15 protein-coding genes and 1 pseudogene are annotated in these 19,998 nt (G+C 64.5%); 9 read left to right on the top strand and 7 right to left on the bottom strand.

What is annotated here, in order from left to right:
• Window positions 1-146: 146 nt before the first annotated feature.
• Together DCO45_RS15325 and eat are read right to left on the bottom strand one after the other, a co-directional pair.
• Window positions 147-1,463: pseudogene (locus tag DCO45_RS15325) on the bottom strand (ethanolamine ammonia-lyase subunit EutB); the annotation flags it as partial.
• A 15-nt stretch (window positions 1,464-1,478) separates the two neighbouring features.
• A complete protein-coding gene (gene eat, locus DCO45_RS15320) occupies window positions 1,479-2,885 on the bottom strand; it encodes an ethanolamine permease (RefSeq protein WP_116926634.1) in 1,407 nt (468 codons plus the stop codon).
• Between the two features lie 157 nt (window positions 2,886-3,042).
• On the opposite strand from eat, the gene DCO45_RS15315 reads away from it, so the two are divergent.
• On the top strand, window positions 3,043-4,074 hold the full coding sequence (locus DCO45_RS15315) for a helix-turn-helix domain-containing protein (RefSeq protein WP_116926633.1): 1,032 nt from the start codon (window positions 3,043-3,045) through the stop codon (window positions 4,072-4,074).
• Window positions 4,075-4,090: 16 nt separating this feature from the next.
• On the opposite strand, the gene phhA is transcribed toward DCO45_RS15315, so the two are convergent.
• The 3 genes from phhA to hppD form a co-directional block, all read right to left on the bottom strand.
• The gene (gene phhA, locus DCO45_RS15310) at window positions 4,091-4,918 is read right to left on the bottom strand and encodes a phenylalanine 4-monooxygenase (protein WP_116926632.1); all 828 of its coding nucleotides are present in this window, start codon (window positions 4,916-4,918) and stop codon (window positions 4,091-4,093) included.
• Window positions 4,919-5,104: 186 nt separating this feature from the next.
• The gene (locus tag DCO45_RS15305) at window positions 5,105-6,070 is read right to left on the bottom strand and encodes a tripartite tricarboxylate transporter substrate binding protein (RefSeq protein ID WP_313900072.1); all 966 of its coding nucleotides are present in this window, start codon (window positions 6,068-6,070) and stop codon (window positions 5,105-5,107) included.
• Between the two features lie 90 nt (window positions 6,071-6,160).
• Entirely contained in the window at window positions 6,161-7,285 is a 1,125-nt protein-coding gene (gene hppD, locus DCO45_RS15300) for a 4-hydroxyphenylpyruvate dioxygenase (RefSeq protein ID WP_116926630.1), read from the bottom strand.
• On the opposite strand from hppD, the gene DCO45_RS23010 reads away from it, so the two are divergent.
• The 5 genes from DCO45_RS23010 to DCO45_RS15280 all read left to right on the top strand — a co-directional run bounded on the left by DCO45_RS23010 (window position 7,272) and on the right by DCO45_RS15280 (window position 12,399).
• Entirely contained in the window at window positions 7,272-7,442 is a 171-nt protein-coding gene (locus tag DCO45_RS23010) for a hypothetical protein (protein ID WP_165841208.1), read from the top strand. The two genes, hppD and DCO45_RS23010, sit on opposite strands and share 14 nt — an antisense overlap.
• 62 nt (window positions 7,443-7,504) lie before the next feature.
• Window positions 7,505-8,002 carry an Lrp/AsnC family transcriptional regulator gene (locus tag DCO45_RS15295; RefSeq protein WP_021028762.1) on the top strand — a complete coding sequence of 166 codons (498 nt, stop codon included), beginning with the start codon at window positions 7,505-7,507 and terminating at the stop codon, window positions 8,000-8,002.
• Between the two features lie 215 nt (window positions 8,003-8,217).
• On the top strand, window positions 8,218-8,970 hold the full coding sequence (locus DCO45_RS15290; protein ID WP_116926629.1) for a GNAT family N-acetyltransferase: 753 nt from the start codon (window positions 8,218-8,220) through the stop codon (window positions 8,968-8,970).
• Between the two features lie 240 nt (window positions 8,971-9,210).
• On the top strand, window positions 9,211-10,095 hold the full coding sequence (locus tag DCO45_RS15285; RefSeq protein WP_116926628.1) for a transporter associated domain-containing protein: 885 nt from the start codon (window positions 9,211-9,213) through the stop codon (window positions 10,093-10,095).
• Between the two features lie 159 nt (window positions 10,096-10,254).
• Window positions 10,255-12,399: a prolyl oligopeptidase family serine peptidase gene (locus DCO45_RS15280; protein ID WP_116926627.1), complete on the top strand. Its 2,145-nt coding sequence runs from the start codon at window positions 10,255-10,257 to the stop codon at window positions 12,397-12,399.
• On the opposite strand, the gene DCO45_RS15275 is transcribed toward DCO45_RS15280, so the two are convergent.
• Together DCO45_RS15275 and DCO45_RS15270 are read right to left on the bottom strand one after the other, a co-directional pair.
• Complete coding sequence (locus tag DCO45_RS15275) at window positions 12,396-13,706, bottom strand: MFS transporter (RefSeq protein WP_116926626.1); 1,311 nt, start codon at window positions 13,704-13,706, stop codon at window positions 12,396-12,398. The genes DCO45_RS15280 and DCO45_RS15275 overlap by 4 nt on opposite strands.
• An 82-nt stretch (window positions 13,707-13,788) precedes the next feature.
• On the bottom strand, window positions 13,789-15,885 hold the full coding sequence (locus DCO45_RS15270; RefSeq protein ID WP_243419371.1) for a TonB-dependent siderophore receptor: 2,097 nt from the start codon (window positions 15,883-15,885) through the stop codon (window positions 13,789-13,791).
• A 297-nt stretch (window positions 15,886-16,182) separates the two neighbouring features.
• Here DCO45_RS15270 and lnt point away from each other — a divergent pair, with 297 nt between their 5' ends.
• The 3 genes from lnt (at window position 16,183) to fabB (ending at window position 19,789) form a co-directional block, all read left to right on the top strand.
• Complete coding sequence (gene lnt / locus DCO45_RS15265; RefSeq protein WP_116926716.1) at window positions 16,183-17,748, top strand: apolipoprotein N-acyltransferase; 1,566 nt, start codon at window positions 16,183-16,185, stop codon at window positions 17,746-17,748.
• Between the two features lie 299 nt (window positions 17,749-18,047).
• Entirely contained in the window at window positions 18,048-18,572 is a 525-nt protein-coding gene (fabA, locus tag DCO45_RS15260; RefSeq protein ID WP_116926625.1) for a bifunctional 3-hydroxydecanoyl-ACP dehydratase/trans-2-decenoyl-ACP isomerase, read from the top strand.
• On the top strand, window positions 18,569-19,789 hold the full coding sequence (gene fabB, locus DCO45_RS15255) for a beta-ketoacyl-ACP synthase I (protein WP_116926624.1): 1,221 nt from the start codon (window positions 18,569-18,571) through the stop codon (window positions 19,787-19,789). Before fabA ends, fabB begins: the two co-directional genes overlap by 4 nt.
• Window positions 19,790-19,998 lie beyond the last annotated feature (209 nt).

Raw genomic sequence — 19,998 nt, 5'->3', positions numbered from 1 at the left:
GAGCTTCAGTTGAGCTGGGCCAGCGCTTGCGAGAAAGGCGCGGGCAGGTCAGCGGCCAGGCGCAGGCCCGGGCCCGAGCCCGAGCCCGAGCCCGAGCCCGAGCCCGAGCCCGAGCCCGAGCCCGAGCCCGAGCCCGAGCCTGCGGCCTGGGCAATGCCCATGGTCTGCAGCCAGGCCTCGAACTCCGGCGTGGGCCGCAGGCCCAGGGTCTTGCGCAGGTAGAGCGCATCGTGGAAGGACGTGGTCTGGTAGTTCAGCATGATGTCGTCCGAGCCCGGAATGCCCATGATGAAATTGATGCCAGCCACGCCAAACAAGGTCAGCAGCACATCCATGTCGTTCTGGTCGGCCTGCGCATGGTTGGTGTAGCAGATGTCGCAGCCCATCGGCAGGCCCAGCAGCTTGCCGCAGAAATGGTCTTCGAGCCCGGCGCGGATGATCTGCTTGCCGTCGTAGAGGTACTCGGGGCCGATAAAGCCGACCACGGTGTTGACCAGCAGTGGCTCGAACTTGCGCGCCACCGCATAGGCGCGCGCCTCGCAGGTCTGCTGGTCCAATCCATGGTGGGCGCCGGCCGACAGCGCGCTGCCCTGGCCGGTCTCAAAGTACATGGCGTTGTTGCCGATGCTGCCGCGAGAGAGGCTCTGCGCCGCGTCATAGCCCTCTTGCAGCAGGGCCAGGTCCAGGCCAAAACTGCGGTTGGCAGCCTCGGTGCCGGCGATGGACTGGAACACCAGGTCCACCGGCACGCCCCGGCCAATGGCCTCGATGCTGGTGGTCACATGGGTGAGCACGCAGGACTGGGTGGGGATCTGGTACTGCTGGATCACCTCGTCGAGCATGAAGAGCAAGGTGCTGACGGCGGCGATGCTGTCGCTGGCCGGGTTGATGCCGATGACCGCGTCGCCATTGCCGTACATCAGGCCGTCGAGCAGGCTGGCAGCAATGCCCGAAGGGTCGTCGGTGGGGTGGTTGGGCTGCAGCCGGGTGGACATGCGGCCGGGCAGGCCGATGGTGTTGCGAAAGCGGGTGACCACGCGGCATTTCTGCGCGATCAAAATCAGGTCCTGGTTGCGGCAGAGCTTGGAGGTGGCAGCTACCATCTCCGGGGTCAGGCCCGGTGCCAGCGCGCGCAAGCTCGCTTCGTTGGCGGCGTCCGACAGCAGCCAGTCGCGAAAGCCGCCCACCGTCAGGTGCGCTACCGGTGCAAAGGCGGCGCGGTCATGGCTGTCGATGATCAGGCGGGTGACCTCGTCGCTCTCATAGGGCACCAGCGCCTCTTGCAGAAAGTGGGCGAGCGGCAGATCGGCCAGCGCCATCTGTGCGGCAACGCGCTCGGTGTCATGGCGGGCCGCAACGCCGGCCAGTTGGTCGCCCGAGCGGGCCGGTGTGGCCTTGGCCATCAGCTCGCGCAAGGAGGCAAACAGATGGCGCTCGGCGCCAACGGTATGGGAATAGGGCATGGTCGCAGCGCCTCCTCAAGGGGTTGTCTCGCCGGGGGCGTCGGCCACCAGGTGGTGGCGGCTGTACAGCGCAAAGTAGGCCACGAAGACAGCGTAAACGATGACCGCGCCGATGAGAACCCGGGGGTCCACCAGAAAGCCGGCCACGACGGCGATGCAGGCCAGTACCAGCGCGATGCCCGAGGTGAAGACGCCGCCGGGCGTGCGGTAGGCGCGCGGCAGGTTCGGCTCCTTGATGCGCAGCCAGATATGCGAGGCCATCATCATCACGTAGGAGATCGTGGCGCCAAACACGGCGACCAGGATCAGCAGATCGCCCTGGCCGGTCAGCGACAGCGCAAAGCCGATGGCGCCTGGCACCAGCAGCGCGAGGTAGGGGGTCTTGCGCTGCGTGGTCAACGACAGGCCCCGGGGCAGGTAGCCGGCGCGCGACATCGCAAACACCAGGCGCGAGTAGCCATAGATGATCGAGAAGAAGCTGGCAATGAGGCCGGCCAGGCCGACAAAGTTCACAAAGCGGCTGATCCAGGTGGGGCCACCCAGCACCTTGCTGGATTCGAGCGCCTCGACCAGCGGGTTGCCCGAGTTCATCAAGGCCGCAGCCCCCGCGCCGCCTGGCGCCAGCACCAGGATCAGGCCGCAGAACAGCACCAGCACGGCGATGGCGCCAATCAGGCCGCGTGGCAGATCGCGGCGCGGGTCCTGCGCTTCTTCGGCGGCCAAGGGCACGCCTTCTACCGCGAGAAAGAACCAGATGCCATAGGGGATGCAGGCCCAGATACCGATGTAGCCAAAGGGCAGAAAGCTGCTGGCGCCCCAGGCGTCGGTAGGCGCAATGTCGAACAGGTTGCTGAGCTGGAAATGCGGCACCATCGCGACGATGAAGACCACGAGCGCAACGACTGCCAGCGCGGTGACGGCAAAGATGAGGCGCAGGGCTTCACCCGCGCCATAGATGTGGATGCCCAGAAACACGGCATAAAAGCCCAGGTAGACCATCCAGCCATCGATGCCGAACAGCGACTGGCAGTAGGCGCCGATAAAGGTGGCAATTGCCGCCGGTGCAATCGCGTATTCCATCAGGATCGCCACGCCACACAGAAAACCGCCCCAGGGCCCAAAGGCGCGCCGGGCAAAGCCATAGCCGCCGCCGGCCGTGGGCGCGATGGTGGCGAGTTCAGCGAGCGCAAAGCACATGCAGGTGTACATCGTCGCCATCAGCGCCGAGGCGACCAGCAGACCGCCCCAGCCACCAGTCTTGAGGCCGAAGTTCCAGCCGGCATAGTCGCCCGAGATGACATAGGCCACGCCCAGGCCGACCAGCAGCAGCCAGCCGGCGGCACCGCGCTTGAGCTGGCGCTGTTCGAAATAGTTGCTTGGGTGCGCGGCGCTGGCGCCTGCGGGATTGGGGTGATGGGCCATGGCCTGCCTTGTTGTCTGTGGTGTCCCCGATGGTGGCAAGAATGGCGCGCACGCTCTATCCGATTTCGGCAAATCTGGCTAAGGGGAAGGCTGGGTTGACCTTGGTGCGCTTTTTGCATGACCATGCCTGTATGCCTAGCCACGCCATTGCGCCGCCATGTCCCTGAGCGCCCCTTGTCCATCGCCCGCGCTGAGCAGCTCCCGTGCTGAGCGCGGCGCAGCGGCGCGCGGCCCAGCGGTGCGCGGCCCGGCTGCGCAGGTGGCGCAGACCTGTGATGTTGATGAGCAGGCGGCCTTGCTGCAGGGCTGGAACCAGCGCTATGAGCAGCTGTCGGCCGGCAGCTTTGAGGGCCGGGTGACCAGCCTGCACCTGGGGCCCATCCAGGCCTGGCGCGAGTTCTCCAGCCAGGCGCTGCACCAGACCGGTGCCTTGCGCGCCGGGCAATTGGCCATCGGGCTGCCCAGCAGCATTCCGGGCAACACCATGTTCTGCAACCGCTCCTGCAGCGAGGGGCATGCGATTGTGTTCTCGGGCGATGGCCCCTTTGAGTTTGTCTCGCCCGGCGGCCTGGAGATCATCGATTTTGTCGTAGACCAGGGCAGCCTGGACCCCTATCTGACGGCTTGCGAGCGCGAGCAGCTGCAGGCCCAGCTGGCGCAGCCGCATCTGCGGCCAGTCTCGGCCCATGAGCGCTGGCGCCTGCCGATTCTGCTGTCCGACATGCAGCAGTGCCTGGCCGATACCACGCCAGACACCCTGCCGCCCCAGCAGCTCGACGAGATGGCCAGCGATGTGCTTGCCGCCATTGCTGCGGTGCTGCGCGACGGCGTGGGAAGCGAGGCCGATGAGCAGCTGTCCTACCAGCGGCGCGCGCATATCGTCAGCATGGCGCGGGAGCGGGTGGTGGCGACGGGCGCCGATGGCTCATTGACGGTCGAAGACCTGTGCCAGGCGCTGGCGGTGAGCCGCCGCGCCTTGCAGTACTCGTTCCAGGAAGTGCTGGGCATCTCGCCGCAAAGCTATCTGCGCGCCGTGCGCCTCAATGGTGCACGCCGCGCGATCAAGCAGGGCAGCAGCGTCTCGGACGCCGCGCTGGCCTGGGGCTTTTGGCACTTTGGCCGCTTTGCGCAGGAGTACAAGGCGCTGTTTGCCGAGCTGCCCTCCCATACCTGCAAGCGCTACCGCTGAGCGGCGCGCGCAACTTTTAATCCTGGGCGTCTGCCGCCAGCTCCGGCAGGCCGCGCAATGCGGCATACACGGGGGTGAAGTCGCCCTCGGTCATGTCAAACAGCTGCTGGAAATCGTCGATGACGAAATAGGTCTGCTGGTAGCTGTCGATCTTGTAGCGGGTGCGCATCGTGCGCTCCAGGGACAGCGGCAGGCGCTGGGGCAGCGGGCTGGTGACGGCGTGCTGCAGCTCGCCCGATGAGCTCAGGATGCCGGCGCCATAGGCACGGATTTCACCTTTCTCGCGGATGAGGCCGAACTCGATCGTGTACCAGTACAGGCGGCTGAGCATTTCGCAGGCGCCCAGGCGCTCGGCCTTGAGGCCGCCCTGGCCATAGCGCTGCACATAGTCGGCAATCACCGGGTTGAACAGCAGCGGCACATGGCCGAACAGGTCGTGGAAGATATCGGGCTCGACCACATAGTCGAACTCCTCGGGCTTGCGGATCCAGTCGGTGACCGGAAATTTTCGGTTGGCCAGCAGGCTGAAAAAAGGCACCTCCGGGATCAGGCCCGGCACCGCGACGATCTCCCAGCCGGTGGCCTGGCGCAGGCGCTGGTTGATGTCTTCAAAGCGGGGGATGCGGTCTTCGACGCCCAGCGATGGCAGCGCATCGATGAAGGCCTGGCTCGCCAGCCCCGGCAGCAAGGCCTTTTGGCGCGCATACAGGCGCCGGTAGGTATCGTGGTCGGCCTCGGTGTAGGCGGCGTAGTCCTGCGCGCAGGTGTAGTCGTCCTGCGCGCGGCTGTAGTCGCCGCGGGGCGGCCGGTCCGATTGTCCATAAACCACGGGTGCTTGTCCCATGCTGTGCTCCTTAAATTGTGGAGCCGCCAACACAACCCTTGATACGTCGTTGCCAAGCCTGGTCGTACGTCTGTACTGCCTGCGGCTTGACGCCTAGTCTCAACCGCAAACCTTCGGTTTGCTGGGTCGTGTTACCGGCTCTTATAAAGACCAGCCGGGCACCCGCAGTTGATGGGCTGCAGGCGCTCAGTTGGTCTTGATCTTGATCGTGTTGATCAGAAACTGAAACTTGCGTGCTTCCTGCGATACAAAGTGCGACAGCTCCTTGAGGCGCATGTCTTCGGGCGCAATGCCCATCTTCAGGTACTCGGCCTTGAAGCGCGGGTCGGTCAGCGCGCCCTGGAAGGCGTAGGCGTACTTCTGCGCTTCCTGGTCGGGCAGGCTGGCGGGCGCAAACACGCCAAACCAGGTAGAGACATCAAAACCGGGCACGGACTCGTTCACCGGCGGCACCTGGGGCAGGGCCACATTGCGGTCCGATGTGGTCACGGCCAGCGCCAGCAGCTCGCCGGACTTGATCAGCGGCAGGGCCGAGGCCAGGTTGTCGAAGACCACATCGATATCGCCGCTCAGCAGCGCCTTCTGGGCCGGGGCCGCACCGGCGTAGGGCACGCTGGGCATCTGCAGATTGGCCAGCGACTTGAGCATCTCGCCCGAGATATGGCCGATACTGCCGTTGCCGCCCGAGCCCATCTTCAAGCTGCCGGGGTGGCCCTTGATATAGCTGACCATCTCCGAGGTGGACTTGATACCCAATTGGTCCGCGCGGCTCTTTTTCATCACCAGCACGTTGGGCACGCGCGCCACCAGGATCAAGGGCTTGAAGTCCTTTTGTGCATCGTACTGCGGTGGTGTGCCCAGGTAGGGCAGCACCGCGTGTGTGGCCACCGCGCCCATCAGCACCATGTTCTCCTGGGGCTTGGCCTGGGCCACCAAGGTCGCGCCTGTGGCACCGCCGGCCCCCGGCTTGTTGGCCACCGTGATGGTGCCCAGTTGCTTTTCGGCGCCCTGGGCCAGCAGGTGGGCCGAGGTGTCCAGCGGGCCGCCGGCGGGGTAGGGGACCACAAAGGTCAGCGGTTGGCTGGCGTTCTGCGCGCTGGCAGCCAACATGAAACCAGACAGAACGGCGGCGAGGGTGACGGAGCGTTTCACAATTGTTTCCAGATTGATAAATCGCTCCGCAGTATAGAGAGGCCGCATGGCAAATTGAGGAATATCAAAGCCGCAGCCGTTCAATTTTTCCTATAGCACCCCACGGCGCATCTGATCGAGCTCAATGCTCTCGAACAGCGCCTTGAAGTTGCCATTGCCAAAACCATCATCGCCCTTGCGCTGGATGAACTCGAAGAAGATGGGGCCCAGCTGGTTCTCGCTGAAGATCTGCAGCAGCAGTTTCTGGCCGGTGCCATCGATCAGGATCTTGCGCTTTTTCAGCTCGGCCACATCCTCGCCATGGTCGGGCAGGCGCTTGTCCACCAGCTCGTAGTAGGTGTCGATGGTGTCGAGCAGCTTGACGCCGCCGGCGCGCAACTGGTCCACTGTTTCGTAGAGGTTGTCCGAACCCATCGCGATGTGCTGGATGCCTTCACCGTTGTACATGTCCAGGTACTCCTGGATCTGGCCGGCCTTTTCCTTGCCCTCTTCATTGATGGGGATGCGGATCTTGCCGCAGGGGCTGGTCATGGCCTTGCTCTTGACGCCGGTGACCTGGCCTTCGATGTCGAAGTACTTGATCTCGCGGAAGTTGAACAGGCGCTCGTAGAAGCCCGCCCATTCGTCCATGCGGCCCCGGTGCACGTTGTGGGTCAGGTGGTCGATATAGGTCAGGCCGTGGCCGTGCGGGTTCAGCGCTTCTTCGGCACTGACGCCGGGCAGCGGCTCGAAGTCCACATCGAAGAAGCCGATGTTGCCGATGTCGCCAGCTTGGGCACCGTTCTTGCCGCGCCAGCGGTCCACCAGGTAGATCAGGCTGTCGCCAATGCCCTTGATCGCGGGGATATTCAGCTCGCCTGGGCCTGCCTGGCCGGCATAGCCCCAGGCGCCCAGGCCCAGGGCACGCTCGTAGGCGGCCTTGGCGTCCTGCACGCGGAAGGCGATGGCGCAGACGCTGGGGCCGTGCAGGCGGGCAAAACGCTGGGCAAAGCTGTCGGGCTCGGCATTGATGATGAAGTTGATCTCGCCCTGGCGGTACAGGGTGACGTTCTTGTGGCGGTGGCGCGCGACGGGCTTGAAGCCCATGGCCGTGAAAACCTTGCCCATGGCGACCGGATCGGGCGCGGCATATTCGATGAACTCGAAGCCGTCGGTGCCCATGGGGTTGTCCCAGGTCGTGAATTCGGTGGTCTGGTGGGGAATGGCGGCTGTCATCGCAGGTCTCCTGTGGATCGTCTCGGGTGGCGCCAGCGTCGGCTGGCTGCTGTGCCTCCACTGTACCGATCTTGGTGCGCAGCATTTTGGCGATTTATCCCACTCCAATCGCTGGCAAAGCCTGATTTATGTGTTCTTGCTAAAAATCAAGCATTAAAATTGCGTGATCCTGTTGTGTCGCGCTGCTGCGGTGCAGCAAAAATATTCTGGACCTCTGCCATGACCACCTCTGCCTACCCCCTGGACAAGCTCGACCGTGCCATCTTGCAGCGCCTGCAGCACAACGGCCGCGAAACCTATGACGTCGTGGGCGAGCAGGTCGGCCTGTCGTCCAGTGCGGTGCTGCGCCGGGTCAAGCGTCTCGAAGAGGTGGGCGTGATCGAGCGCTATGTGGCCCTGGTCAAGCCCGAGGCCGTGGGCCTGTCGATGACGGCCTACCTCAATGTGCGGCTGGAGAAGTTCACCGAGGCGAGCAAGCGCAACCCGCTCGATCTTTTCCGCGCCAGCGTGCAAAGCTGGCCCGAGGTGGTCGAATGCGTGGCGCTGACCGGGGACATGGATTATCTGCTGCGCGTGGTCGTCGCCGACATGGCCCACTACAGCCGCTTTGTGATGGATACCTTGCTGCGCCACCCTGCGGTGCAGGACTGCAAGACCAGCTTTGTGCTGGACCGTGTCAAGCTCACCACAGCGCTGCCGGTATTGCCCGGGGTCTGAACCACAGCCGATGTTGCGCCAGCGCAAACGGCGCTGCGATTGCTGGGCCGCTCACAGGCCCTTCAAACCGCACGCCCGAGTGCCCACTTGCGGCGCAAAGCCGCATGGCCGGGGGCTTTGAATACCCTTTGTAAGCGCGGGGTAAGCCATAGGCACGAAATATGCTGCATCGCAGCATGATTGATAATACGCGGGTTAACCCGTATATTTACCCCATGATCACGACGAAAGAATGGTTCCCTTCATCCGTTGCCAACGGCATGATGGCGTTTTTCCCCTTCTTTGGCCGGTTGGGCGAGAGCCCGCAGCAGCCCGACGGCAAGAAGCCACGACCTTCCGCCTCTATGGTTCCTATCCGCGCCCTCAGTGAGCGTCACCGCCCGCGCATCCTCACCCATCTGCTGGCGCTCGATGCGCAGGACCGCTATTTGCGCTTTGGCTACCAGGCGAGCGACGCGCAGATCGCGCGCTATGTCGAGAGCCTGAATTTCGAGCGTGACGAGATCTTTGGCATCTACAACCGCAGCCTCAAGCTGATTGCGATGGCCCATGTGGCCTATGCGCCGCCGTCGTCGAACATGGCCAGCTGCGCCGAGTTTGGCGTGTCCGTGCTCAAGTCCGGCCGGGGCAAGGGCCTGGGCAGCCGTCTGTTCGAGCGCGCCGCGATGGACGCGCGCACCAAAGGCGTGCAGATGCTGTTCATCCATGCACTGTCCGAGAACACCGCGATGCTCAAGATCGCGCGCAAGGCGGGAGCCACGGTCGAGCGCGATGGCTCCGAATCCGAGGCCTACCTGAAGTTGCCGCCCGCAGGTTTTGACACCCGCATGGCCGACCTGGTCGAGGACCAGATGGGCGAGATGGACTACCAGTTCAAGAAGCAGGCGCGCCAGTTCTGGGATTTCCTGTCCACCGTGCAGGAAGTGCGGCGTGATGTGCAGGAAGGCCGGCACAAGTCGGGCCAGTAGGAGCCGCTAACACAACCCTTGATACGTCGTTGCCCTGCCTTGTCGTACTACTGTACTGCCTGCGGCAGGACGCCTAGTCTCAACCGCAAACCTTCGGTTTGCTGGGCCGTGTTATCGGCTCTAAACAGCCGGGTTTGTCACAGGTGAGTGCTCAAGGATTGGGCAGCGATTTCGGAGGAAATCCGCAATTTGATATCCTGATCGCTTGTTTCACTACCGCACGTCCTGCATTCCAAGACAGTGTCAGACCCCCATCCCTCGCGCTTCCCTGACAAGGAAGACAAACGCACCTTTTTCCAGAAGGTCGCTGAACTGATTCACCCGGCCCCGGACTCTGCGGACGAGTTGATCGAAACCCTGGCGGAAGCCGAAAGCAACGATGTCATCAACGCGGACTCCCGCGTGATGCTGGAGCGGGTCATCCGTATGGAAGACATGACCGCTGGCGATGTGATGGTCGCCGCGCCCCGCATGGACCTGGTGGACATCGAAGCCGACTACGAGTCGGTGCTGCACACCGTCATCAACACCGCCCATTCGCGATTCCCGGTGTTCCAGGGTGAGCAGGAAAACATCATTGGCATCTTGATGGCCAAGGACCTGCTCAAGCTGCAACGCTCCCCCCAACTCAATCTGCGCGCCCTCCTGCGCCCGGCGGTGTTTGTGCCCGAGAGCAAGGGCCTCAACGACCTGCTGCGTGAGTTCCGGGGCAACCGCAACCACCTGGCCATCGTCATCGATGAGTTTGGCCGCGTGGCGGGCCTGGTCACGATTGAGGATGTGCTCGAACAGATCGTCGGCGAGATCGAGGACGAGTTCGATCTGCCCGAAGACGAGGGCGATATCTTTGCGCTGGCCGATGACACCTTCCGCATCTCGGGCGACACGCCCGTCGAGCGGGTGGCCGACGAGTTCAACGTGGTGCTCGAGAGCAGTGACCCCGATGAGTCGTTCGAAACCATCGGTGGCCTGATTGCCCACGAGCTGGGCCATGTGCCCAAGCGCGGCGCCCACATCATGCTGGGCGGCCTGCACTTTGAGGTGCTGCTGACCAAGGGCGGCGCGGTGCGCTGGTTCCGCGTGCAGCGGGCCGCGCCGGTGTCGGACCCGGCAGCAGACGCTTGAGGCAGCGCCCGATAGGCGCCCATACCGCCTGCCTCTGAGCGGCAAGCCATGGCAGCGAATCACGCGGTTCGCTGCCTTTTTTATGGGCACGCGCTGCGCCTGCCTGGCGTTTGGCCTTGTCGGCAGGGCGGTAGCGCAGCCTCCCTAAAATGCTGCTCCATGCCCACGATTCCACAAGCCCCGACCCCGGCACCTGCCGCTGATAGCGCAACCACGGCTCAGCAGCCAGCCTGGCCGGCCATCACCGCCCCGCATGCGGCCCCCCAGGACCACTGGATTGAGCAGCTGGGCCGCCGGCGCAATGATGACTTTGCCTGGCTCAAATACATCCCCGAGACCGGCACGCGCAGCATGGACAACCTGCCCGAGCCCCTGGGCAGCCTGCTGCAGGCTGAGCGCGACTATGCGCAGCAGATGCTGGCGCCGCAGGCCGCATCGGCGCAGCGCTTCTACGATGCGATGGCCGCCCATGTCTGCAGCACCGAGCTGGCACCGCCTGCCGCACTGCAAGGCTGGGCTTACAGCAGCCAGCCAGGGGCGGGCGGCCAGCGGGTGTTTGTGCGCAGCCATTCGGATGGCCGGGTGCAGACCCTGGTCGACGAGGCCGTGCAATCGCAGGGCCATCGGTACTACCGCGCCACCGACCACCAGGCCAGCCCCGATGAGCGTTACTACGCCTGGGCCGAAGACCTGATCGGCAATGACCGCCACCGCATCTGCGTGCTTGATACCGAAACCGGCCAGACCCAAGTGCTGGTGGAGGGCGACGCCTTTGGCTATGGTGGGCTGACCTTTTCGCCGTCGTCGCAGGACCTGTTTTGGATCTGGCGCGATGCGCACAGCCGGCCCTCGCGCCTGTACCGCAGTGCGCTGCAGGGCGGGCAGCCGGTGCTGGTGCATGAGGAGAGCGACCCGGCGCTCTTCATGCGCGTGGCGCGCACGGCGGCCAATGGCTTTGTGGTGCTGAGCCTGTTCGGGCCCGACACCAGCGAGCTGCACCTGATCGCCGCCGGCCAGGAGCATGCCGCGCCCCGGCTGCTGCGCCCGCGCGAGCGCGGCATCCGCTACGAAGTCAATGAATGGAATGGCAGCCTGGTGGCGCTGACCAATGCCGGGGGTGCCACCGACCGCCAGATCCTGCGGCTGGGCCCCGACCTGCAGCCCCAGCAAACGCTGGCCGCCCACCGCCACGGTGTGCCCATCATCAAGATGCAGCCCTTTGCCAGCACGCTGGTGCGGCTTGAGCGCGCCGATGGCCTGCACCAGCTGGTGCTGCTGCAGCGCGACGGGGCGCAAACCACCATCCGCTTTGACGAGCCCGCCTACACCTTGGACCTGCTGCCCGGCCAGCACTGGGATGCCAGCCATGTGCGTATCAAGCACCAGACGCCCGCCCAGCCGCCGCGCTGGCTGGACATCCGCCTGGCCGACGGCCAGATGACCGAGGTGGGGCGCGAGACCTGGAGTGGGTTGGACCCGGCGAACTACCGCATCGAGCGCCTTCAGGCCCGTGCCGATGATGGCCAGTGGGTGCCGCTGACGGTGCTCTCGCGCAAGGACATCGATAGCAGCCAGCCCCAGCCGCTGCTGCTGACCGGCTATGGCGCCTATGGCATTGCGCACGAGGCCTCGTTCTCGCTGCCGGCCCTCGCCTGGGTCGATGCCGGCTACCGCTATGCGATTGCCCATGTGCGCGGGGGCTCGGAAAAGGGCCATGACTGGTACCAGGGCGGCTGCCGCGAGCACAAGCGCAACTCGATGACCGACTTCATCGCCTGCGCCCAGCATCTGCAGCAGCTGGGCTACAGCACGCCGCAGCAGACGGTGGCCCACGGCATATCGGCCGGCGGCCTGCTGGTCTGCGGCGCGATGAACATGCAGCCCCAGCACTGGGCGGGGGTGATCGCGCAGGTGCCCTTTGTCGACATGCTCAACACCATGAGCGATGCCGACCACCCGCTGGTGCCGCTGCTGCGCCCGGACTGGGGCGATCCGCTGGCCGATCCGGTCGCCTACGACTACATCGCGGCGCTGTCGCCCTACGAGAATGTGCGTGAGGCGGCCTACCCGCCGCTGCTGTGCACGGCCGGCTTGAAGGATGACCGCGTGCCGTACTGGGAGCCGGCCAAACTGATGGCCAATGTGCGCCGCCGCTCCACCAGTGCCGCGCCCGCCTTGTTGCTGCTCAACCCGGACAGCGGTCACCAGGAAAGTGACCAGCAGGAGAGCGTGTTGGGCCAGGCCGCGCGCCTGTGGGCCTTTGCCCAGCACTGCGCCACGGCCGGCAAGCCGCCAGCGGTTTAGCGTGGCAGCGCTGCCTGGGGCCGGCTGCGCTGGAACAGCCCCCAGGCGCACCAGGCCGACACCAGCAGGGCTGGCACCGCCGTCACGGTGATGGCGCTGAGCAAATGGCCCTGCACCACCCAGGTGGAGATAAAACCCGCCAGCAGCGGGCCCAGTGCGCTGAACACCGATACGACAAAGCTCCACAGCGCAAAGATGCGGGCGCGCAACGCGGCGGGGGTGAGGTCCTGCAGCATCGTTGGCACCAGCGCATTGGCGGTGCAGGTGATGAAGAGAAAGAGCCCCACCACGACAAAGGCCTGCGGCAGCGATGCGGTGGAGAACAGCATCAGGATGGCAGGGATGGCCAGCAGCGCGCAGACGCCCATGATGAGCGGCCGCACCGCCTGGCCCAGGCGCTGGGCGAGCCAGCGGTCGAGCCAGGCCACCACCGGCAGGCAGCCCAGCGTGCTGACCAGCAGGATCGGGCCCATCACCTCGCCAATATGGGCGGGCGTGGCCTCAAAGCGCCGCTCCAGCGCCAAGGCGATCAGCTGGTTCAAGCCTTGCACGGCAACCATCAGGCTGCCGGCGATGCCGACAAACAGCGCAATGGGCTGCCAGCGCGCGCGCAGAAACTGGCGCAGCGAGGCGCCGCTCGCGCCATCGCTGCTGGCGATGTAGCGCGGTGGATCGGCGGTGAACAGGCCCGCCAGCAGCAAGGGCAGGCCGGCGACCGACAGCAGCAAGAAGGCCTTGCGCCAGGCATCCATGTCGCCCGGAATCAGTGCGACAGCCGCGCTCTGGATATCGCCTGCAAAATAAAAGCCGGCGCTGGCGCCGCTCGAGACCAGGGCCGCAAAGCCCAGGTTGGCCAGCACGCGGTGGCGCTGCGGGGCCAGGTCGGGAATCATCGAATACACCAGCGGGACCATCGCAAACTCGGTGATGCCGGCGGCCGAGCGGCCCAGAAAGAAGAGGGGAAAGTTGGGCGCCAGCGCGCTCAGCACCATCATCGCCGTGGAGGCCGCAATCAGGCACAGCAGCACGCGCTTGCGCGAGAAGCGATCGGCAAACCGCGCCAGCGGAATGGCCAGCGCGCTGCCCACCAGCACGCCGGCCAGGCCCTGCAAGGCGCCAATGGCGGCATCGCTGATCGCAAAGCTTTTCTGGATGGCCGACAGCGAGATGGCCTGCAGACCGTAGTCGCTCATCTGCACCCCGGCGGTGAGGCCCAGAAAAACAACCGTCAGCAAAGCGCGCACGGACCACTGCGCCGGTCCGGTGTCTGCGGCAGAGGGGGCGGCACTGCCGGAAGAAGTCGTCATGGAACTGCAGTCAGAGAAAAAGCCATATCCCCTGCTGCGGACACTGCCGCAGCATGGGCGCTAGGCTTTCGATCTTAGTGGCTTACTTCCACTGGTACTGCAGCTGCACATCCACCGTGCGGCCACCGCCGTAGTAGCAGTAGAAGTCACAGCCGCTGACATAGGTCTTGTCGGTCAGGTTGCGGGCATTGAGTTGCAGCGCCCATTCGCGGCTCAGGTCGTAGCGCACCATCAGGTCCAGCAAGGTGTAGCCGGAGATGCGCTTGCCGGGGCTGTAGCGCTGGTCTTCGGTCTGGCCGTTGTAGCGGGCACCGGCAGCCACCGTCAGCTTCTGGCTGTTGGCCAGGCTCAGGCTGTGGCTCAGCCACAGGCTGACCTGGTTGTCCGGGATCAGCGGCGTGCGCACGGTCTGCGTGGTCGAGATGTCCTGCTTGGAGTTGTTGTGCGTGTAGGCTGCCTTGATGGCAGTCGCCGCGCCCAGCTTGAAGTCGCCCTGCAGCTCGATGCCCTTGTTGGTGCGCTTGCCCGATTGCGTCTGGATGTTGGAGGCGTCCGAGATCAGCGCGTTCTTTTCCTTGATGTCAAAGTAGGCGAGGGTCAGCGTGCCGTTGAGCCAGGTGGGCTCCATCTTCAGACCGATTTCGCTTTGCTTGCCTTCGTAGGGCTTGTAGGCCATGCCTGTGCTGTCCACGCCGGCGATGGGCTTGAACGATTCCGAATAGCTGATGTAGGGCGAGACACCGAAGTCGGTGATGTACATCGCGCCCAGGTTGACGCTGTTCTTGCTCACATCGTAGGCAGCGTCGGAGCCGCTGACCGAGCCCGTGTTCTTGGCGCTGTCATGGCGGATGCCGGCGTTGAAGTTCCAGTGGCTGCCCACGCGCAGCTGGGTGGAGGCATAGGCGCCCCACTGCTTGGAGTGCAGGCCATAAGGCGTGCCGGTGATGTCGAAAGGCGCGCCGTAGACGGGATTGAACATGTCCAGACCCGGCACAAAGCCGAAGCCGTTGTTCAGGCCATCGGTGTCGGACTTGAGGTAGTCGATACCGAAGGTGGGCAGCAGCTGGATGCTGTCGGACAGCTTGAGCTTGCCGGTGATGCGGTTGTCCAGGTAATGGCTCTTGGAGGTGCCATCGGTGTAGGTGTAGCCGCGCGAGAGCGTCCGGTCACCGTCCGAGCCATAGGCAAAGGTGTTGACCTGGTCCAGATCGAGGTGGGTGTACTTGTAGTTCTGCGTGAACTTCCAGTCGCTGTTGATCTGGTGGCTCAGCAGCCAGCCCAGGCTGGACTGGGTGCGCTTGAGGTGGTCCACACCGGGCTCGCCCGCGTTCAAGCGGCGGTCGATGCGGCCATAAGGCGTATCGGTGATCGTGCCGTAGGCGGGCAGGAAGCCGTTGGTGGGGCGGCCATCTTCGCGCTGCACGCTGCCCAGCAGGGTCAGCGAGGTTTGGGGCGTGAACTCCATCGTGACGCTGGGCGCCAGGTAGTAGCTCTTCATATTGGTTTCGCGCTGCATGCCGTCTTCGCGGCGTGCCTGCGCCACCAGGCGGTAGTACACGGTGCCATCGGCATTGGCGATGTCGTTGTAGTCGATGCCAGCGCCCAGGCGCTTTTGGTTGCCGACCTCGGTGTTCAGCTGCAGTGCGCGCTCCTTCTTGGGGCGCTTGGTGACCAGGTTGACGACGCCGCCGGATTCCGAGGCGCCAAAGATCAGCGAGTTGGCGCCCTTGACGACTTCCACCGTTTCCACGCCAAAGATTTCAGGCTTCCAGACAAAGTAACCATTGGGCGAGGTGGGGGTGCCGTCCAGCGACACCGAGGCATCAAAGCCGCGGATCTTGAACCACTCGACCTTGTTGTCCGCGCCAAAGGGCTCGCTGACTACGCCGGCCTGGTACTGCAGGGCCTGGTCCAGCTTGCGCGCGCCCAGCGCGTCGATCTGGTCCTTTTGCAGCACGGCGCTGGAGTTGGGCGCGTAGAAGTCCAGGCTCTGCAGATCGTTGACCGAGCCGATCACCGTCACGGTTTCCAGCGTCGTGCTGGCGGCTTCGGTCTTGTCAGTGGCGTTGGCGGTGGCGTTGGTGTCAGCGGTTTGTGCCAGCGCAGGGGCAGCAAAGCCGATCGCGCCGATGGCCAGCACAACGGCCTGGACCACCGGGGTGTAGCGTGCGTATTGCATGGTGTGAGGGTGGGGGAGAAGTGGGACGAATGGAATGGATAACTAGTTTGTAATTTTATATTGCAATCGATAATTGTTCTCAAATGCATTCTCTTTTGTAGCGAATTTGCTGCATTTGCTATTTTCTATCGGCCGTTGCCCGACGTAGCCGCCAGCTGCGCTGGGCCGCCCGCGCCGCTCAGCGCCCCAGAGGGGGATCGCGTATAGTGCGCCCAGCGGCCGTGCCCCAAGAGCGCGCGGTGGTTTCCCCTGCCAAACCCTGATTGACCTGTGCCCGCGTCCTATTCTTCTTATTCCCTGTTTGAGTCACCCCGCCGCTTTCCCTGGCTGTGGGCCTGCCTGGCACTGGTCGCCGGGGTTCTGCAAGCCTGGTCGCTGGCCTGGCCCTGGCATAGCGATGGTTTTCCGGCCAGCTATGGCCAGCCGCTGTGGTGGCTGCAGCTGCTGTCGCTGGCGGTGCTGCCCGCGGCACTCATGCGCGTGCAGCGGCCCTGGCACGGGGTGCTGATCGGCTGGGCCTTTGCCTGCGCCTGGCTCTGCGCCACCTTCTGGTGGCTGTTCATCTCCATGCACACCTATGGCGGACTGCCCGCGCCGCTGGCGGTTTTGGCGGTGCTGGGGCTGGCGGCTTTTCTGGGGCTGTATTACGCCGTCGTCTGCGGCCTGTTTGTGGCCTGGCGAGGCGAGCGCCTGAGCGGCGCCGTGCTGCTGTTTGCCGCGCTGTGGCTGCTCGCCGAGCTGGCGCGTGGCCAGTGGTGGACCGGTTTCCCCTGGGGCGCCGGAGGCTACGCCCATGTCGATGGGCCGCTCGCAAGCCTGGCGCCCTGGATCGGTGTCTACGGCATTGGCGCCGTCGCATCGGCCGCTGCGATGTGGCTGGCGGGGCTGCGCGGCGCGCATGTGGTGCGTTGGCCGGGCTATGTCGCGCTGCTGGCGGTGGCTGCCGTGCTCTGGCTGGCCCAGCACCTGCCCCAGGCCTCGGTGGCCGCGGCGCCCAACAAGCCGGTGTCCGTCGCCTTGCTGCAAGGCAATATCTCGCAGGGCGAGAAGTTCCAGGCCAGCTCGGGCATCCCGATGGCGCTGGCCTGGTATGCCCAGCAGCTGCAGCAAAGCCAGGCGGACATGGTGATTGCGCCCGAGACTGCCATCCCCGTGCTGCTGCAGCAAACCCCTCATGGCTACTGGCAAGAGCTGCAGCAGCGCTTTGCCAGCGGCCAGCAGGCGGCGCTGGTCGGCGTGCCGCTGGGCGATTTTGAGCAGGGCTATACCAACTCGATGGTGGGCCTGGTGCCCGGCAGTGCCGAGGCCTACCGCTATGACAAGCACCACCTCGTGCCCTTTGGCGAGTTCATCCCGCCAATGTTCCGCTGGTTCACCGATTTGATGCAGATTCCGCTGGGCGATTTCAACCGCGGCGGCATGAACCAGCCCTCGCTGGCCTGGGCGGGGGAGCGCTGGGCGCCCAATATCTGTTACGAGGATCTGTTTGGCGAAGAACTGGCCAGCCGCTTTGTCGACAGTGCGCAATCGCCGACGATCATGGTCAATGCCAGCAATATCGCCTGGTTTGGCGATTCGATTGCGATCGACCAGCATTTGCAGATCAGCCGCATGCGGACCCTGGAGCTGGCGCGGCCCATGCTGCGCGCCACCAATACCGGCGCCACTGCGGTGATCGACCGGGACGGTGTGGTGCAGCAGATCCTGCCGCACCAAGCCCGCGCGGTGCTGCAGGCGCAGGTGCAGGGCGTGGATGCGGGCCCGACCTGGTTTGCCCAGTGGGCTGGTCGCTGGGGGCTTTGGCCGCTGTGGGGCCTGGGAGCACTGGTACTGGTCGGGGCCTGGCTGGGCCGGCGGCGCTGACCACCCGGCGCAGCTGCCGGTGCAGATGCCGTCTTAAACGGACAAATTGCCGGCAGATGACGGCCGCAGCACCGTGCTCGCCCCATGCGGCTGCTTGGCGAGCGTCCACCATCGGCAAATGTAACTGCTGTTAAAAAACGCAGATAGCCTGGGTTTGGCGCACAAAGCACAGCGCACTCCACGGCTTTGTCTCGCACGTTCGGGCCCAGAAGCGGGATAATGTGTACCTGCAGGTAATGGTGCCTGGGCACCATCAGAGAAATGCGGCGGAGTGACCGCCACCAGAAGTTGGACTGACAATGGCTGAATCTTTTTCCTATGAACAACTGATCGCCTCCGGTGAGGGCAAGTTGTTTACCCCTGAAAGTGGCCGTTTGCCACTGCCGCCGATGCTGATGTTTGACCGCATCACCGAAATCGACGAAAACGGCGGCTCGCACGGGCTGGGAAAAATTGTCGCTGAGCTCGATGTCAACCCCGATCTGTGGTTCTTCAAGTGCCACTTCCAGGGTGACCCCGTGATGCCCGGCTGCCTGGGGCTGGACGCCATGTGGCAACTGATCGGTTTTTACCTGACCTGGCTGCGCCTGCCAGGACGCGGGCGCGCCCTGGGTGCCGGTGAGGTCAAGTTCACCGGCGAAGTCGGCCCCGACGTGAAGCTGGTAACCTACGAAATCGACATCAAGCGCGTGATCAAGCGCAAACTGAACATGGCCATTGGCGATGCGCGACTGCTCGCTGACGGCAAGGAAATCTATGTCGCCAATGACCTGCGTGTGGGGTTGTTCCTGCGCGAGGGCGATGGCAAGGAAAACGCAGCATGAAGCGTCGGGTGGTTATTACAGGGGCCGGTATCGTCTCCTGTATCGGTGTGGGGCTGGAAGCCGTGGAGACTTCGCTGCGCGAAGGCCGCTCCGGCATCGCCCATATGCCGGTGTTCAAGGAAATGGGCCTGCGCAGCCAGGTCGCTGGCATTCCGCGCATCAATGTCGAAGAGTTCATTGATCGCAAGCAACTGCGCTTCATGGGAGATGCTGCCGCTTACGCGCAGATCTCGCTGCAGCAAGCGATTGCCCAGGCAGGCCTGTCACCCGAACAAATCAGCCACCCGCGTACCGGATTGATCATGGGCTCGGGCGGCGGCTCGCCGGCCAACCAGATTGAAGCTGCCGACACGCTGCGTGAAAAAGGCATTCGCCGCGTGGGACCCTACCAGGTCACGCGCTGCATGGGCTCGACCGTGTCGGCCAACCTGGCGACCAACTTCAAGATCAAGGGCATCAACTACTCGATCACCTCGGCCTGCTCGACCTCGGCGCACTGCGTGGGCGCGGCCGCCCAGCAGATCTCCTGGGGCATGCAGGATGTGATGTTTGCCGGCGGCGGCGAAGAACTGTCCTGGGGTCTGGCCATCTTGTTCGATGGCATGGGCGCGATGTCCAGCAAATACAACGACGACCCGACCAAGGCCTCGCGCCCCTATGACACGGACCGCGATGGTTTTGTCATTGCCGGCGGCGGCGGCGCGCTGGTGCTCGAGAGCCTGGAGCATGCCCAGGCGCGCGGCGCCACCATCCTGGGCGAGATTGTCGGTTTTGGCATCTCGTCGGACGGTGAAGACATGGTCGCGCCTTCGGGCGAAGGCGCGGTGGCCGCGATGTCCCAGGCTATCGAAGGCCTGGACGCACCGATCGACTACATCAACACCCATGGCACCTCCACCCCGGTGGGCGATGTGCCTGAGCTGCATGCGATCCGCAAGGTGTTTGGCGACCGCATTCCGCCGTTCTCGTCGACCAAGTCGCTGACCGGCCACTCGCAAGGCGCGACCGGCGTGCAGGAAGCGATCTACAGCCTCATCATGCTGATGAAGGGCTTCATCGCCGGCTCGGCCAATGTGGACCATCCCGATCCTGCGGTGGGCGATATGCCGCTGGTCACCAAGGCGCGCGTGGCGGAGTTGAAGCAGGTGCTGTCCAACAGCTTTGGCTTTGGCGGCACCAATGCCTGCCTGGTGCTCAAGCGCTGGGAAGCGGCTTGATCGCCACCACCCTCCACTCCCACTGACAAAGCGCCTTCGGGCGCTTTTCTTTTGCTCTCGTAACCGCAGCAGGAGTGCTATCAAAATGAGACCGCTGTTGCAGTGCAGGCGCGGCGCCAACGCGCGCTGTTGCGGGCTGGCAGCCATGCGTGCCTGCCCTTGCCGCTGGCGCGCTCGGCTATCGCCACCCATGGGGCGGCTGAAAGCAC

It is taken from the genome of Comamonas sp. JNW (assembly GCF_003105075.1).
In the GTDB taxonomy this organism is placed as follows: domain Bacteria; phylum Pseudomonadota; class Gammaproteobacteria; order Burkholderiales; family Burkholderiaceae_C; genus Comamonas; species Comamonas squillarum.
The sequence above is the reverse complement of the archived record's forward strand: the minus strand, read 5'-3'. Positions and strand labels throughout refer to the sequence as shown.

Excerpts from the sequence above, each read along its gene's own strand:
- eat (WP_116926634.1), bottom strand. The coding sequence starts at position 2,885 with ATGGCCCATCACCCCAATCCCGCAGGCGCCAGCGCCGCGCACCCAAGC.
- DCO45_RS15315 (WP_116926633.1), top strand. The coding sequence starts at position 3,043 with ATGTCCCTGAGCGCCCCTTGTCCATCGCCCGCGCTGAGCAGCTCCCGT.
- phhA (WP_116926632.1), bottom strand. The coding sequence starts at position 4,918 with ATGGGACAAGCACCCGTGGTTTATGGACAATCGGACCGGCCGCCCCGC.
- DCO45_RS23010 (WP_165841208.1), top strand. The coding sequence starts at position 7,272 with ATGGCGGCTGTCATCGCAGGTCTCCTGTGGATCGTCTCGGGTGGCGCC.
- hppD (WP_116926630.1), bottom strand. The coding sequence starts at position 7,285 with ATGACAGCCGCCATTCCCCACCAGACCACCGAATTCACGACCTGGGAC.
- DCO45_RS15295 (WP_021028762.1), top strand. The coding sequence starts at position 7,505 with ATGACCACCTCTGCCTACCCCCTGGACAAGCTCGACCGTGCCATCTTG.
- DCO45_RS15290 (WP_116926629.1), top strand. The coding sequence starts at position 8,218 with ATGATCACGACGAAAGAATGGTTCCCTTCATCCGTTGCCAACGGCATG.
- DCO45_RS15280 (WP_116926627.1), top strand. The coding sequence starts at position 10,255 with ATGCCCACGATTCCACAAGCCCCGACCCCGGCACCTGCCGCTGATAGC.
- DCO45_RS15275 (WP_116926626.1), bottom strand. The coding sequence starts at position 13,706 with ATGACGACTTCTTCCGGCAGTGCCGCCCCCTCTGCCGCAGACACCGGA.
- DCO45_RS15270 (WP_243419371.1), bottom strand. The coding sequence starts at position 15,885 with ATGCAATACGCACGCTACACCCCGGTGGTCCAGGCCGTTGTGCTGGCC.
- fabA (WP_116926625.1), top strand. The coding sequence starts at position 18,048 with ATGGCTGAATCTTTTTCCTATGAACAACTGATCGCCTCCGGTGAGGGC.
- fabB (WP_116926624.1), top strand. The coding sequence starts at position 18,569 with ATGAAGCGTCGGGTGGTTATTACAGGGGCCGGTATCGTCTCCTGTATC.